Origin of the sequence: Gracilibacillus thailandensis, assembly GCF_010994055.1 — a bacterium.
Classification (GTDB): domain Bacteria; phylum Bacillota; class Bacilli; order Bacillales; family Amphibacillaceae; genus Gracilibacillus; species Gracilibacillus lacisalsi.
Map to the genome: position 1 here is coordinate 72,633 of NZ_WJID01000013.1, position 15,364 is coordinate 87,996.

Annotated in this window: 16 protein-coding genes; 14 read left to right on the forward strand and 2 right to left on the reverse strand. The window is 37.5% G+C overall.

Features of this window, described 5'->3' with window-relative positions; genetic code table 11:
- The first annotated feature begins 26 nt into the window (after nt 1-26).
- From trmL to GH715_RS05640, 5 genes are all read left to right on the forward strand, one after another.
- Nucleotides 27-500 (forward strand): tRNA (uridine(34)/cytosine(34)/5-carboxymethylaminomethyluridine(34)-2'-O)-methyltransferase TrmL, encoded by a 474-nt coding sequence (trmL, locus tag GH715_RS05620; RefSeq protein WP_018931225.1) that lies wholly within the window; start codon nt 27-29, stop codon nt 498-500.
- A 211-nt stretch (nt 501-711) separates the two neighbouring features.
- Nucleotides 712-1,368: an HD domain-containing protein gene (locus GH715_RS05625; protein WP_153834572.1), complete on the forward strand. Its 657-nt coding sequence runs from the start codon at nt 712-714 to the stop codon at nt 1,366-1,368.
- A 16-nt stretch (nt 1,369-1,384) separates the two neighbouring features.
- On the forward strand, nt 1,385-1,978 hold the full coding sequence (locus tag GH715_RS05630) for a histidine phosphatase family protein (RefSeq protein ID WP_153834571.1): 594 nt from the start codon (nt 1,385-1,387) through the stop codon (nt 1,976-1,978).
- 153 nt (nt 1,979-2,131) lie between these two features.
- Nucleotides 2,132-2,482 (forward strand): ArsR/SmtB family transcription factor, encoded by a 351-nt coding sequence (locus GH715_RS05635; protein ID WP_153834570.1) that lies wholly within the window; start codon nt 2,132-2,134, stop codon nt 2,480-2,482.
- The gene (locus tag GH715_RS05640; RefSeq protein ID WP_153834569.1) at nt 2,472-4,529 is read left to right on the forward strand and encodes a heavy metal translocating P-type ATPase; all 2,058 of its coding nucleotides are present in this window, start codon (nt 2,472-2,474) and stop codon (nt 4,527-4,529) included. Before GH715_RS05635 ends, GH715_RS05640 begins: the two co-directional genes overlap by 11 nt.
- Before the next feature lie 57 nt (nt 4,530-4,586).
- On the opposite strand, the gene GH715_RS05645 is transcribed toward GH715_RS05640, so the two are convergent.
- Nucleotides 4,587-5,306 (reverse strand): metallophosphoesterase family protein, encoded by a 720-nt coding sequence (locus GH715_RS05645; protein WP_153834568.1) that lies wholly within the window; start codon nt 5,304-5,306, stop codon nt 4,587-4,589.
- 183 nt (nt 5,307-5,489) lie between these two features.
- Between GH715_RS05645 and GH715_RS05650 the strand changes: the two genes are divergently transcribed.
- The 5 genes from GH715_RS05650 to GH715_RS05670 all read left to right on the forward strand — a co-directional run bounded on the left by GH715_RS05650 (nt 5,490) and on the right by GH715_RS05670 (nt 10,290).
- Nucleotides 5,490-5,933, forward strand: a complete 444-nt coding sequence (locus tag GH715_RS05650) for a DUF5392 family protein (RefSeq protein ID WP_018931219.1) — start codon at nt 5,490-5,492, stop codon at nt 5,931-5,933.
- Between the two features lie 758 nt (nt 5,934-6,691).
- Nucleotides 6,692-7,810, forward strand: coding sequence for a glycosyltransferase family 1 protein (locus tag GH715_RS05655; RefSeq protein WP_163578470.1), 1,119 nt, complete (start codon nt 6,692-6,694; stop codon nt 7,808-7,810).
- Nucleotides 7,811-7,908: 98 nt separating this feature from the next.
- Nucleotides 7,909-8,247: a helix-turn-helix domain-containing protein gene (locus GH715_RS05660; RefSeq protein WP_018931216.1), complete on the forward strand. Its 339-nt coding sequence runs from the start codon at nt 7,909-7,911 to the stop codon at nt 8,245-8,247.
- Between the two features lie 157 nt (nt 8,248-8,404).
- Nucleotides 8,405-9,409: a glycosyltransferase family protein gene (locus GH715_RS05665; RefSeq protein ID WP_153834567.1), complete on the forward strand. Its 1,005-nt coding sequence runs from the start codon at nt 8,405-8,407 to the stop codon at nt 9,407-9,409.
- Nucleotides 9,410-9,612: 203 nt separating this feature from the next.
- Entirely contained in the window at nt 9,613-10,290 is a 678-nt protein-coding gene (locus GH715_RS05670; protein ID WP_018931214.1) for a response regulator, read from the forward strand.
- 5 nt (nt 10,291-10,295) lie between these two features.
- On the opposite strand, the gene GH715_RS05675 is transcribed toward GH715_RS05670, so the two are convergent.
- The gene (locus GH715_RS05675; RefSeq protein ID WP_153834566.1) at nt 10,296-11,060 is read right to left on the reverse strand and encodes a helix-turn-helix transcriptional regulator; all 765 of its coding nucleotides are present in this window, start codon (nt 11,058-11,060) and stop codon (nt 10,296-10,298) included.
- A 496-nt stretch (nt 11,061-11,556) separates the two neighbouring features.
- Here GH715_RS05675 and GH715_RS05680 point away from each other — a divergent pair, with 496 nt between their 5' ends.
- The 4 genes from GH715_RS05680 to GH715_RS05695 are packed head-to-tail and all read left to right on the forward strand — an operon-like array spanning nt 11,557 to nt 15,361.
- The gene (locus tag GH715_RS05680) at nt 11,557-12,279 is read left to right on the forward strand and encodes a ThuA domain-containing protein (RefSeq protein WP_153834565.1); all 723 of its coding nucleotides are present in this window, start codon (nt 11,557-11,559) and stop codon (nt 12,277-12,279) included.
- Nucleotides 12,280-12,294: 15 nt separating this feature from the next.
- Nucleotides 12,295-13,320: a Gfo/Idh/MocA family protein gene (locus GH715_RS05685; RefSeq protein ID WP_153834564.1), complete on the forward strand. Its 1,026-nt coding sequence runs from the start codon at nt 12,295-12,297 to the stop codon at nt 13,318-13,320.
- Between the two features lie 15 nt (nt 13,321-13,335).
- The gene (locus GH715_RS05690; protein ID WP_153834563.1) at nt 13,336-14,304 is read left to right on the forward strand and encodes a sugar phosphate isomerase/epimerase family protein; all 969 of its coding nucleotides are present in this window, start codon (nt 13,336-13,338) and stop codon (nt 14,302-14,304) included.
- 16 nt (nt 14,305-14,320) lie between these two features.
- On the forward strand, nt 14,321-15,361 hold the full coding sequence (locus tag GH715_RS05695) for a Gfo/Idh/MocA family protein (RefSeq protein WP_153834562.1): 1,041 nt from the start codon (nt 14,321-14,323) through the stop codon (nt 15,359-15,361).
- The last annotated feature ends 3 nt before the right edge of the window (nt 15,362-15,364 follow it).

Here is a 15,364-nt window from a genome sequence, read left to right on the forward strand (position 1 = left end):
ATAAGCAATATATGAGGTGAAATACATTGGCAGTCCATGTCGTTTTATATCAACCAGAGATCCCAGCAAATACGGGAAATATCGCAAGAACTTGTTTGGCAACAAATGTTCATTTACACTTAATTCGACCACTCGGTTTTTCTACCGATGATAAAATGTTACGACGTGCCGGTTTGGATTATTGGCATGATGTTTCGATTAATTATTATGACTCATTGGATGAATTATATGAAACATTTCCGAATGCTGAATTTTATTATATCGAAAACTTTGGAACAAAATATTATTCGGACTTTGATTTTAGTGACAGTGAAAAGGATTTGTTTTTCGTTTTCGGCCGTGAAACTAACGGCATTCCGAAAGAACTGTTAGAAGGAAAAGAAGATCGTTGTCTTCGCATCCATATGACAGATAAGGTTCGTTCGTTGAATTTATCTAATACGGCAGCAATTATCGTCTATGATGTTTTGAAACAACAAGGTTTTCCTGGCTTAGATTAACCACAGCATAAATTGTTGTGGTTTTTTGAGTATTGGAAAAACAATTACGGGGAAACCCTCTCAATTTATTTGATAGATTTCCCCGTAATTTCCTTATTAACAGGAAAACGCACCTATTTCATAGACACTTTTCCCGGTTAAATCATCTTTACGGGGAAATCTTACAGTTTCATTCAACAGTTTTCCTGATAAACTTCATGGGGGTGATAAAATGAAACAGGAAAAAGTAATCCAAAAGACAGAAGAGATGGTACGTAAGCAGTTATTAGGTGAAGGATCTGGCCATGATTGGTATCATATTGAACGAGTGACGACTACAGCAAAAAAACTTGCTACTGAAGAAAATGCTGATCTTTTTGTAGTGACACTAGCAGCATTATTACACGATTTAGCAGATGATAAAGTAGTAGAAAGTGAAGAGAAGGGGTTAGCAGCAATTCAGGATTGGCTTGTTCAACATCAGGTAGAACAAGATGTTATCGAACATATTCTAACGATCATAAAGGATATGTCTTTTAAAGGCGGTAACAACAAACAGCTCAACTCAATAGAAGGACAAGTTGTTCAAGATGCAGACAGGTTAGATGCAATTGGAGCAGTTGGGATTGCCCGTTGCTTTGTTTATGCTGGGAGAAAGGGGCAACCAATCTATGATCCAGAAATAGAAGTACGAGAACAAATGACAACAGAAAAATACCGTCAAGGTAAAACAAGCGCGATTCATCATTTCTATGAAAAACTGTTGAAATTAAAAGATTTGATGAATACAAAAGCAGGATATCGTTTAGCACAAGAAAGACATCTTGTGATGGAACAATTTTTAGATGCTTTTTATTTAGAAGTTGGTGAAGTTAAAAGACCTGAATAATAAAGGAGAGGTTTATTTGACATCGATTTGTTTTGTAAGGCATGGGGAAACAGAATGGAACGCTTTAGGAAAAATTCAAGGACAGACAGATATTCCGTTGAACAACAGTGGCCGTTCGCAAGCCAATGAATGTGGTCGTTACTTACAAGATTTTGAATGGGATGTAATCATAACAAGTCCCTTACAACGAGCGAAAGAAACAGCAACTATCATCAATAAGTATTTGCACTTACCTTTAATAGAAATGAATGACTTTCGTGAAAGAGGATTTGGTGATGCAGAAGGAATGACATTTCAGGAACGTGCAGAGGTATTTCCGAATGGCAACTATCCTAATCAGGAAAGTATTGAAGCACTTACGGATCGCCTAGTCAATGGATTGCAAAACATACATCATATACATAAAGAAAAGAAAGTGCTACTTGTCGCTCATGGCGCAGTAATAAATGCGATTTTATCCAATTTTTCGGATGGGAAAATCGGGTCAGGAAAGACCAGACTTGTTAACGGCTGTATTAATCATATCGAATGGATAGAAGAAACTTGGAAAATTAAGAGCTATAATCAGACAGAACATCTATCAGCGTTTAGTGAAAAAGGCAGTGTATGAAACTGGCTTGGCTCTGGAGTAGAATAGAGAAAAAAAGAAGTAAGTTCACATCTATTAAACAAGCCGATTGATTTTTAAGTAGTGACATTCACTACTTTTTATCATATACTATATTCAAACAATCAAATGAATGTTTGAATGAGGTGTCGATAAATGAAATGTGAAACATATTGTTATGATGAAGCAGTTGTTGCGCGTGTGCAACCGAAAATAGAACAACTTTCAGGTGTCGAAATGATTTTTAAAGCATTATCTGATGCGACACGTTTAAAGATCACCTATGCATTAACATTAGAAAAAGAACTATGTGTTTGTGATGTAGCGAATATTATTGGATCTTCGACAGCGACTGCATCTCATCATTTGCGAATGCTCCGCAATATGGGATTGGCGAAATATCGTAAGGAAGGAAAGCTTGTTTTTTATTCATTAAAAGATGATCATGTACGTCAACTTGTGACGATCGCAAAAGCACATGCGGAAGAAGGTGTTCATGTTGGCTGAGAAACAAGTCTTTCGCCTCCAAGGTTTATCATGTACCAACTGTGCTGCTACCTTTGAGAAAAATGTCCGTAATATTAAAAGTGTGGATGATGTAAATGTTAATTTTTCTGCTGCAAAATTAACCGTTTATGGTAATGCTAGCATCAAACAGTTAGAACAAGCAGGGGCTTTTGACCATATTAAAGTGTATCCTGAAAAAATGAAAGCACCGACTATTCCTTTTTACCAAAAAAGAGAAAACCAGTTAACGATGCTTTCTTTATTATTTGTCATGATTGGTTATGTCTTCTATTTCCAAATCGGAGAGCATCATGCTTTAACAATTGGAACCTTTCTAATGGCCATTATCATTGGTGGTTATGATCTGATTAAAACAGGAAGTAGAAACTTGCTGAAACTACAGTTTGACATGAAAACATTAATGACAATTGCCGTGATTGGCGCAGCGATTATTGGCGAATGGGCAGAGGCAGCGGTTGTTGTATTCCTTTTTGCTTTAAGTGAAGCACTGGAAGGTTATTCGATGGATAAGGCACGAAATTCGATCCAATCCTTAATGGATGTAGCACCAAATCGAGCAACCATAAAAAGAGATCATCAATTAATTGAAATCGATGTTGAAGATGTACGAATTGGCGATACGATGATTGTGAAGCCTGGAGAAAAAATTGCAATGGATGGTGTTGTGATAGAGGGGAACTCTTACGTTAACCAAGCGGCGATTACGGGTGAATCTGTTCCAGTTGAAAAAGAAGATGGATCAACTGTTTTTGCGGGCTCTATCAATGAGGAAGGTGCATTAGTAGTCGAAGTAACTAAATCAAGTGAGGATACAACGATCGCTAAAATCATCCATTTAGTAGAGGAAGCACAAGCAGAAAAAGCGCCAACTCAACAATTTGTTGATCGTTTTGCGAAATATTACACGCCTGCAATTATGATATTGGCTTTACTTGTGATCATTATCCCACCAATCTTTGGCGCAGATTGGCAGACATGGATTTATAATGGGCTAGCTGTGTTAGTTGTTGGTTGTCCATGTGCACTGGTCATTTCGACACCGGTTGCAATTGTGACAGCGATTGGCAATGCAGCGCGAAATGGTGTACTGATCAAAGGTGGAATTCATTTAGAGCAACTAGCAAACATTGATGCAGTTGCTTTTGATAAAACAGGAACGCTTACAATAGGTAGACCTGTAGTAACAGAAGTAAAGGCTATACGCAGAACTGAAGAAGAATTATTGCAAATAGCAGGCGCACTAGAATCATACTCTGAACACCCAATAGCTCGTGCGATTCATAACAAAACACAAGGGATGCGGTTGCCAGAAGCAACACAATTTCAATCCTTTACCGGAAAAGGAATCGCAGCGGTGATAAATGGTGTCCGCTATAAAATAGGAAACGCTAAACTGTTTGAAGAGAGCGAACTACCGCCAGTGTCAGCAAATACAGTATTGTATATTGGAACCGATGACGAAGTAATGGGATATGTAACGGTTGCTGATCAGCCTCGACCGAATGTAAAACAACAAATTACTAATCTTCATCGATTAGGGGTAAGCAATACAGTCATGTTAACAGGCGATGTAACGAATGTCGCAGAAGAAATTGGACAAGAAACTGGCGTATCGGAAGTAAAGGCAGAACTTTTTCCCGAAGATAAACTTGCTTATATAAAACAATTAAAACAGACTCACCGTGTGGCGATGGTTGGCGATGGAATCAATGACGCACCATCACTAGCTGAAGCAAATGTTGGCATTGCTATGGGCGGGGCAGGTACGGATGTAGCGATGGAAACAGCTGATATTGCGTTAATGGGAGATGACTTATCGAAGATTCCTCACTCGATTCACTTAAGTAAGCGAACATTACGGATTATAAAAGAGAATATTTTCTTAGCGCTGTTATTAAAAGTCGTTGCCCTTTTACTTGTGATCCCAGGATGGTTAACATTGTGGTTAGCGATATTTGCAGATATGGGAGCGACATTATTGGTCGTTTTAAATGCATTAAGGTTAATGCGAAAAAAGGATAGATAGGTGCCTCTGTTCACGAGATCATACCACAAAAACTCGTGAACAGGCACTAAAAATCAATTAGTTTCGACCAGAGCGAATAATATTCTGCATCTTTTCTACATTAGGATAGTTAAACTCTTCATATTGCTGGCACACTTTTTCAAGATCATATGGAACTCGCACATGACTTGTTTGTACTTGACCCGCGACAATATCAATGATTACATAAGAAGCTTTGGCAATCCCGTCAAAAGGTAAACCAACACTACCTAAATTAATAATGGTTTTACCTTCTACTGTACGTTCGTAAGCTTTGTGAATATGGCCATATAAATATAAATCGGCTTCTTTTTTTGTCGTTAATTTTGCTAACAGATCATTGTCCTTCATATTTGGTAAGACCACATCAAATAAACTGTCGGGAGTTGCATGGAAAGCGTGAAGCCGGACTCCCTCTTCTTCTAATGTTAATTCTGTTGGCAGAGACTCAAGGTACGAAATTTGCTCTTCATTTAGTTGGCTTCTTATCCATTCTTGTTCTTGCTGCATGGTTTCCAAGGCTTGCTGTGGCACTTCACCTTCTCGAACACCCCTAACAACCCATTGATCAGCATTCCCTTTGATAACATCCGTGTTTAATCCCCGAATTAAGTTTATTGACTTGGATGGTTCAGGTCCACGATAGGCGATATCACCAAGTACGGCAATACGATCAACTTGTTTCTTTTCGATATCATGTAATACTTCTTCCAAAGCTACAGCATTTCCGTGAATGTCCGAAATAAAAGCGAATCTCATTTTATCACCTCACCCCCATCATAAGGTATTATCTTTCGCTAAAGCAAAGATTTTGACGTTCTACAGGTGTGAAACATATAATAGTACTATAGAGATAATTGTCATGAATCCTATACCAATGAAAAAGGTGTAGGTTTTTCTTTTAACAAATTTGGGTATAACTCTAGTAAGGAGGTTATCGTTATGGTTTCGTTTTTTACCAGTAACATTCCCGCATTTATGAAAGGCGAGTTAGAAAAATTATTTCATAAAATAAATCCTTTAATCAAAAAGAATGCTAAATATATGATGTTTGCTGTTCCGTTATTGTTTATCTCGGTGTTTAACTTAATCTTTTTCTTGTTTTTTGGTGGATTTTCAAATGGTATGGTTGCCGTTGTCGTTGTCTATGCATTGATGGCCGCAGTTGGAATGGCGTTATATAAAGAATCCAAGCACATTAAGAAAAAAATCCAACAATTAGAGATGGAACATATCGTAACTAGAATTGAAAAAAGTGACATCTTAAATGAACACAAAAAGAAAGATTATATTTCTCTCATAAAAGCACAGCCGAAAATGGGGCTACAAACATTTATTAATTTCTTAACAGAAGAAAATGACAGAAGAAAGATGATGGAAGAATAGCGAACAATCAAATAGATAAAAAGTGGAAGGGTGAGCCATGTTCATCCTTCTATTTTTATATGGGAAAGGTTTGATGTATATTCGCAGCATTCCAACTAATTACTACGCTTTCCGCGGGCACGGCATCAACTAACTTTGGAAAGTGTATTTTTGGCTCGAGCTATTCCCATAGTAGTCTCCGCTATGAATAGGTGCAACAACTTTTGTGATAAGTAATAGGGTGACTTTTTTGCAATGAACAAAGTAAAGGTCGCCAACTTCATGTTAGTGTTGTAGAGCAGATCCTAACGAAGGCCGCCCATTTTCACTCCTGTGGGAATTGTTTGCCCTTCAGCTAACTTTTTCGAGCGGTTTTTGCTCGAAAAAGTTACAAACCCCACGGAAAGGAAAATGGGCAGCCGGAGTGGTGATCAAGTTGTTCAAATATTTTATCATTACTACCAAAGTAATAATGGACCGCCGGCGTTGTTTACCGGTTTTTCTTTCTTCCAAATGTTAGTTGACAACCTACTAAAATCATGAGAATATATATTTATGTTCTTTATAAAGAAATAATGTAGTTTTAAAGAGTTGCATAGAAAATGATAGATTCCAACTTTATCACGGTACAAATTATCCGAAAATCTAAGGAGTTCAGTATGGAAAAAGGAGAGTTAATACCCTGATAAGTTTTGCTAACCCGCAGTGGGAGATAAAGCCCTGCAATAAAACGATATACATAACTGTTCGCTATAATGAATGATTAAGGAGGAACAAAGGTGGAAAGTGCACTACGAATTTTACATGTGGTGGAAAGTATGAACCAAAGTGAGGTAGGAACGATGCTGATGAATGTCTACCGAAACTTGGATCGAAGCAAAGTACAATTTGACTTTTTAACAAATGAAGAAGGAGATTATGATCAGGAAATACAACAGTTAGGCGGTCTTATATACCGTATTCCGTCGATAAAGGAAGCTGGAATAACGGGTTATCGAAAATCATTACGCCAATTTTTTAAAGGACATCGGTTTTACATTGTTATGCATTCGCATATAGATCAGATGAGTATCTATCCCTTAAGAGCAGCAAAAAGAACAGGGATACCTGTAAGAGTAGCTCATAGTCATCGTACAAAAGGTAACGCAACAGGAACGGTAAAGATGTTAGATGAGATAGCCAGCTCATTAATTCCACTCTATGCCACTCATTTTTTTGCTTCTTCACCTGAAGCGGCAGAATGGTTGTTTAAAAGAAGGGCCAATCAAGCAGAAATCATGTTTAAAGCAATCGATTTAGAGCGTTTTTGTTATTCGCATTCATTGAGAGAGCAAGGAAGGCAGGAACTCGGCATCATCGATAAGGAATTTGTTATTGGTCATATCGGTCGGTTTACTGCCCAAAAAAATTATCATTATTTAATAGAATTATTTGTAGGATTCCGCAGAAGAATTCCGCAATCAAAATTAATATTAGTAGGAGATGGACCTTTACGAGCAGAAATCGAAGCAAAAGTGAAGCAATATCGCATCCAAGATCATGTGATTTTATTAGGAGCGAAAGAAGATTTGGGAAAATGGTTACAAGTATTTGATTTGTTTATTTTCCCTTCTTTATCCGAAGGGTTACCACTAACTCTAGTAGAAGCACAAGGTGCAGGATTGCCGATTATTGCTTCAGACAGTATATCGAAGGAAGTTGATTTGGGAGTGGGACTAGTTCAATTCATTCCTATAGATAATAAAAGAAAGTGGTTAGAAGCGATGTATGCTGCTTATGAGAACAAAGCTAGAAATCCTATTGCGCCAGAAATATTAATAAACAAAGGATATGATCTAGAGCAAGTAGTTCATCAAACGGAGCAAACGTATTTGCAGCTAAGAGATGATGGCATATAATGTAACACTCCCTTGAGTAAAGGGAGACTATGAGCATCTTAAAGACCCTTAACAATGTGATAAAAAAAGAATATCGATGGGATTGAGGTATTGTAAAAATGATAGGGAATAATATAAACCGAATCAGAAAGAAGAAGAATTTAACTTTATCGGAGTTAGCGGAAAGGTCCGATGTGTCAAAATCTTATTTAAGTAATATCGAACGGAACTTAAATGATAACCCATCTATTCAAATAGTAGAAAAATTAGCAGAAGTATTAGAGGTTGAAGTGGTGACACTGTTAGGAGAAGAAGATCAGCCGTTTACGAATGATGAGGAATGGATCAAGTTTGTCGATAATTTAAAATCCTTAGGAATAACGAAACCAGACTTTGATGAATATCGAATCGTCTTTGAATTCATTAAATGGAAGAACCAAAAGGATGCAAAGAAGTGAAGTAAAAGTGGATATATAGACTTCTGCTTGTTTAATAACCAAGTAAGGTACTAGAAATAGTTATAATAAAAAAACAATTACATATACTTGTATGAGAATGGCCAAGAGGTTCAGGCAAGCATTTACGGTGAAAAGTAGATAGAAAGAAGGAATGTTCATGAAAAAAGTGTTAATGATAGTTGATCCGTTAGACCTCGGACTTTCCATTGAACATCAATTATATCTTACCTACCGTCATCTTGAGCCTATATCTGAGATATATGTAAAATTACTCGAGAATGATTCCATGTTTTTACAACATTTGAATAAACAGATAAAGGTAATGCTACCAATCAGTCATGTCCTTTCTTCTACTAGAAAGAATTTCCACGATCAACGGAATTGGAGTTATACGTTGCAATCTCATTCAATCCCATTACATATTAGAAAAGCATATTATAATTTTCCATCGTTAGTTCGGTTGTATTGGAAATCTATTAATGAGAGCATAGCCGAAAGTCATATTCATTTTGATGAGGCAGTTAGTTTGTCTTCTGGTATCCCATCCTTTTACTTAATAGATAAAGTACAAGCTGACAAGAAAATTTATTACTTTCCAATTAGACAGTTCAAAAAGGCTGTAGCACCTGTGATAGGTCGATTACGTCAACAGGATTTGATATACACAGCTTCACAATCCATGTATCGTGAGTTAGCGAAAAATAATCATCAAATAAAGTACTATGCAGATCCTTATTATAAAGAATCACTCTACCGCGTTTTAAAATTAGATGAAGCAACAAGGTATCATCCTCAACATTTATCTGTTTTATCAGCCAATAATCTAAAGTACAGGAGGCATATTGAAGGATTTATTTTTATGATCAAGTACTTTGTAAAACAGCGGATTGCCTTCAAGTGGTATCTTTATGGTGATCATCACAATGAAACAATGATCCGAAACGAGCTCAAAATCCATCTATTAGAGGATTATGTTGAGTTTATTGGCAGCATAGCCAATGTATTTCGATATTTAGAACAAGCTGATCTCTATGTGGAATGGGAGCCACAATCTGCATTAAATTTTGAAGCTGAAACAATGAAGAAGCCTATCATTTATATGAAAAATGAACCACCTTATCATAATCAACAGATCTTAAAGTTAATAAAAAAATATAAATGAAGCGACTTTGATTCGACTAGATTTCACGTAATAGTCAAAAATTCAACAGCTCAATGGACAATTTAAAATAAAAAATAGTAAATTTAAACCAGAATGTTCTTTAAAACGAATAAAAAATGCGTTATAATAAAATAGAGTTAGGAGTAAAAGTAACAGCTAAGTTAAAATTATCATAATTTAGTAAATAAGAGGGGGAAAATAGTATGATAAAGCACACGGTAGTTGTGGCAGAGTCACAAACACTTTTTCGTGATATGATTACGAATTTTGTAGAAGATATGGAAGAGTTTCGGGTGATTGGTACATTAACAAATGGACAAGAAGTCATCAATTTTATCAAAGAGAAGGAAGTTCGTCCTTTTTTGATTTTATTGGATATTCATATGCCGGTTATGAATGGATTAGAATGTGCAAAAAAATTAAAAGAAATGCACCCAAACATTAAAGTCGTTTTATTATCTGCATTTGATGACGAAGAGTCGATCGAAACAGTGTTATCTGTTTCAGCAGATGGATACATATTAAAAAGTTCAGGATTAGATGAATTTAAAGATACACTTCGTTTTATTATGGATGGTAAATTTGTTGCTCCTCAGACACTAGTTCAGCATTTTTCACAGCGTTTAGAATCCTTACTTAAGCTAGAGCGGGAAAGTTCATTGCATTTTATTAAAGAACAGTTTAATCAACATAAAGATTTGAACAATCGTGAATTGCAAATTATTCAGTTGATGAAAAAAGGTTGGACAAACCGAATGATAGCCGATCAATTAGGGATCAGTGAGGGGACAGTCAAGAATTATTTGTCACTCATTTATAAAAAGCTTAAAATCAAAAGTCGAGTCGAACTTCTGCAAATATTGTCTGATATGACCGGCTGATCGCCCTACATTTTTTCACGATATGCTCTTGGGGAGACATCATAATTTTTTTTGAAAACGCGATGGAAATAAGAGTAAGAGCCAAATCCACAATTTTGGGCAATATTTTCAAGTGTCATCGTAGTATATTTCATTTGGTTAATTGCTGCAGATATGCGAATAGATTGGGCATACTCAATTAACGTTTGATTGACATGTTCTTTGAACAGATGCACACATCTAGAAACACTCAGGTTGCAGTGATTGGCAATGTCCTCTACTTTAAAGCCTTGTTTTGTCGCGTTTTCCTCAATGAAGCGCATCATTTTCGTTACTACATACGGACGGTAAATGTCATCTGATCTTTTATCCATAGCTCTTTGTAAAGAAACACACAGTGCACTAACCAAATAGTAGGTAAGTTCGCTGTTTCTTTCTTTTTTCGGGCGTCTTTCCTCAATGATCAAATGATGCCAGAAATCTAATACTGCTTCATCTAATGTGATTTTTGCAAAGGTTGGAGCGTCCTTGAAGCGTTCGTCTATCCATTTTCCTTCACAATATAAATGAAAATCGCCGCTTTGTTGTCCTTCCTCCACGTATAACTCATAATTCTCCCCGGGTTTTATAATAAGTAAATCTCCTTTTTCCACTACACGAGTATCCGCATTTACCTTCACCTGTGACCTTCCCTCTGTTTGAAGACGGAATAAGTATGACGCATATCGAGATTGATGGGATGTGTGATAACGATAATTATGATAAGAGTAACCGCAAAAATTAATTTTCATCAAAAAATCCTCCATTTCAGATAAGTTTCGCTAACCAACAGTGAAAATCCCACTGCTGCAAGTCTCACTTTTCCACGGTGGTAACCGTCCGTAATATGCAAGAGTATATCAAGAAGTTAACGCTCGGTAACACCCTGATAAGTTTCGCTAACCAGCAGTGAAAGTCCACTGCTGGAAGTCTCACTTTATCCCAGAGACAACCGTCCGTAGCATTCAAGGGTATAGCAAGGAGGGAACGGACGGTAACTCCCCGATAAGTTTCGCTAATCACCAGAGGAAAAACCACCACTGCTGGAAGTCACACTTTATAGCAAAATAGTTCATGTTTTGATTATATCATTTATGTTCAAATGAAAGCTGATCATTTATGATAATAAATAACTAATATTGCAAAATGAAAAGGGTAACATTATCAGAGCAGTCTATTTTCGCTCATCATGATTTTGATTGTTAACTCTTATTCTTTACGCAAATACGAAAGGTGGAGTAGGAATTAATGAATGTTTTAATATGGAATGAATTCAGACATGAACAGCAAGACGAAGAAGTAGCAAAAATCTATCCAAATGGGATTCATGAAGCAATTAAAGCGTTTTTAGAAACAGATGATATTCATGTTGAAACCGCTACATTAGATGAGCCGAATCATGGAATTACTGATGAAAGGTTATCAGAGACAGATGTCATGCTATGGTGGGGACATTTAGCTCATCATGAGGTAGCAGATGAAATAGTCGATAAAGTACATAAACGTGTACTTGAAGGAATGGGATTAATTGTCCTTCATTCTGGACATTTCTCGAAAATCTTTCAGAAATTAATGGGAACAGGCTGTGACTTGAAATGGCGTGAAGCAGATGAAAAGGAAAGAATGTGGGTGGTCAACCCTTCTCATCCGATTGTCGAAGGGATTGGTGAATATATTGAAATAGAAAAAGAAGAAATGTATGGAGAACATTTTGATATCCCTGCACCAGATGAATTAGTGCTTGTCAGCTGGTTTGAAGGCGGGGAAGTATTCCGCTCCGGTTGTACCTATCGAAGAGGACATGGCAAAGTCTTTTATTTCCGCCCAGGTCACGAAGGCTACCCGACGTATTACCATCAAGATATTCAAAAAGTAATTCAAAATGCCGTAAGATGGGCTAAGCCAACAACAAGGGAATTTTCCAGCTATGGAAATGCCCAACCATTAGAAGAAATAAAACCAAAATCATAAAGGGAGATGGAATCTATGGATAAACTAAAAGTCGCCGTAATTGGCTGTGGGAGTATTGCAATTCATCGTCATTTACCAGAATATCAGGGAAATCCTTTTGTAGAAATTGTGGCTGTCTGTGATATTAAAGAGGAGCGTGCTCAGTCAACAGCATCTGAATATAACGTACAAGCGTATACGGATTATAAACAAGCGATAACAGACTCTAACGCAGATCTTGTCAGCGTTTGTTTACCGAACTATTTGCATGCGCCTGTCTCTATATTTGCTGCTGAACAAGGAAAACATGTTTTATGTGAAAAACCGATGGCAACTTCTGAAGAAGAGGCAAAGCAAATGATCGACGCTAGCAATAAAGCAGGCAAAAAATTAATGATCGCACATAATCAACGCTTTGTACCTAGCCATGAAAAGGCGAAACAATTAATCGCAAATGGTGAGATCGGTAAAGTGTACAGCTTCCGTACCACATTTGGTCATGGTGGTCCAGAAGGTTGGAGTATTGATGGAAAGGAAAGCTGGTTCTTCCGTAAAGAAGAGGCATTTATTGGTGCGTTAGGTGACCTTGGCGTACATAAAGCAGATGTCATTCGTTATATTTTGGGAACAGAATTTACTGAAGTAGCGGCTATGGTAGAATCGTCTGCCAAGGAGAACAGTGATGTTGATGATCAAGCGGTGACGATTTTACGTAGTGAGAAGGGCATTATTGGTACATTGACAGCTAGTTGGGCTTATGGAGCTGGAGAAGACAACTCAACCGTCATTTACGGAGAAAAAGGAATGCTTCGTCTTGAAGATGATCCTGCTTACAGCTTAATAGCAACCTATACAGACGGATCAAAAATCAATTATGAGCTTGGCCAAATCCAAACAAATGACAGTGGCGGCCAAACGTCTTCAGGTGTTATTGATCATTTTGTTGACAGTGTACGAAATGATTCCAAACCATTAATAGACGGAGAAGAAGGCTATAAATCATTACAAATTATTTTAGCAGCATTAGAAGCGAATGAAACGAAGAAGAATATAACCTTATAGAAGGAGGAGACAGTCATGAAACTTGGTGTATTTACGGTACTATTTGCAGAAAAAAATTTCGAAGAGATGTTGGACCATGTGAAAGCTAGTGGGTTAGATGCCGTGGAAATTGGAACTGGCGGCTACCCGGGAGATGCACATTGTAAAATTGATGAACTTTTAGAAGATGCGGTGAAACGCGATCATTATTTACAAGAGGTTAAAGATAGAGGGCTAACGATTAGTGCTTTTAGCTGTCATGGCAATCCATTAACACCTGATAAGCCATTTGCGGAAGAAAGTGATCAAATTCTTCGTAAAACAATTGAACTTGCAGGTCTAACTGGTGTACCGGTTGTCAACTGTTTTTCGGGGACTCCCGGAGACCAAGAAAACGCTAAAGCACCAAACTGGCCTGTCGCACCATGGCCAACAGAATACGCAGATGTTCTGGAATGGCAATGGGAAGAAAAGTTGGTCCCATACTGGAAAGAGATTGGAGAACTGGCTGAACAACATAACGTTAAAATCGGTATTGAATTACATGCCGGGTTTTTAGTGCACACACCATATACGATGCTAAAGCTTCGTGAAGAAACAAGCCCAGCAATTGGAGCTAACTTGGATCCAAGCCATCTATGGTGGCAAGGAATCGATCCAGTTGCAGCGATAAAAATTTTAGGAAAAGAAAATGCGATTCATCATTTCCATGCAAAGGATACTTACATTGATCAGGATAATGTTAATATGTATGGTCTTACGGATATGCAACCATATGGCAATATTCAAACAAGAGCATGGAATTTCCGATCTGTTGGATGTGGTCATGGTTTAGAAGAATGGTCTAACATGATTAGTGCTCTTCGAACGTTTGGCTATGATTATGTTGTAAGTATTGAGCATGAAGATCCTATTATGTCCATTGACGAAGGTTTTGCTCGTGCTGTAGATAACTTAAAAGCAGTAAATATTAAAGAAAGCCCGGCTGAGATGTGGTGGGCGTAAGGAAAGGAAGTCACAGATGACAAAGTTAAAAGTTGCGCTGATTGGTGCAGGGGGTATTGCGACAGATGTCCATATTCCTGCGTATCGAAAAGTGCCAGAACAAGTGGAAATTGTAGCGGTCGCAGATGTCGCGTATGACAAAGCAAAAGCAGTGGCAAGTGAACATGGTATTCAAGCAGCATTTGACAATTATCACACTATGTTAAGAGAAACAGACATTGATGCTGTCAGCGTTTGTGTGCCAAATAAATTTCATAAGGAGGCAGCGGTTACTGCATTAGAAGCAGGTTGTCATGTCTTATGTGAAAAGCCACCAGCAATGAATCAAGAAGAAGCAAAAGAAATGGAAGAGGCGCAGGTGAAATCAGGTAAATTGTTGATGTATGGTTTCCATTATCGTTTCCAATCGGAGACGCAGGCTGCCAAACGTTTTATTGATGCAGGCGAACTCGGTGACATTTATTCCGGACGTGTGCAAGCAATTAGACGACGTGGTATTCCAGGTTGGGGTGTATTTACTAACAAGGAATTGCAAGGCGGCGGTCCATTAATCGATATCGGTGTCCATATGCTAGATACAGCACTATATTTAATGGGTTACCCAGAGCCTGTAGTAGTCCTTGGTCAGACACATCAACAACTCGGAACAAAAAAAGGTATCGGTTTATTAGGTGAATGGGATTATCAAAACTATACTGTCGAAGATATGGCGGTGGGGATGATAACTTTCCAAAATGGTGCATCACTCGTATTAGAATCGGCATTTGCAGCTAATGTAGAAAAGCGTGACACCATGCAAGTTTCGTTAATGGGTAATCAAGGTGGAGCAGACATTTTTCCATTAAAAATATATCAGGAAAAGCATGATACTTTAATTGATATTACACCAGCCTATTTACCAGAAATAAATGCTCATCAAACAGAAGTTCATGCTTTTGTTACGGACTGCATTGAAGGTAATATCACAGATCGTTATGCGAAGCAAGGTACCAATATTCAAAAAATTATCGACGGACTTTACCAATCAGCTGAAACGGGTAAGGCCGTATATCTATAGGGA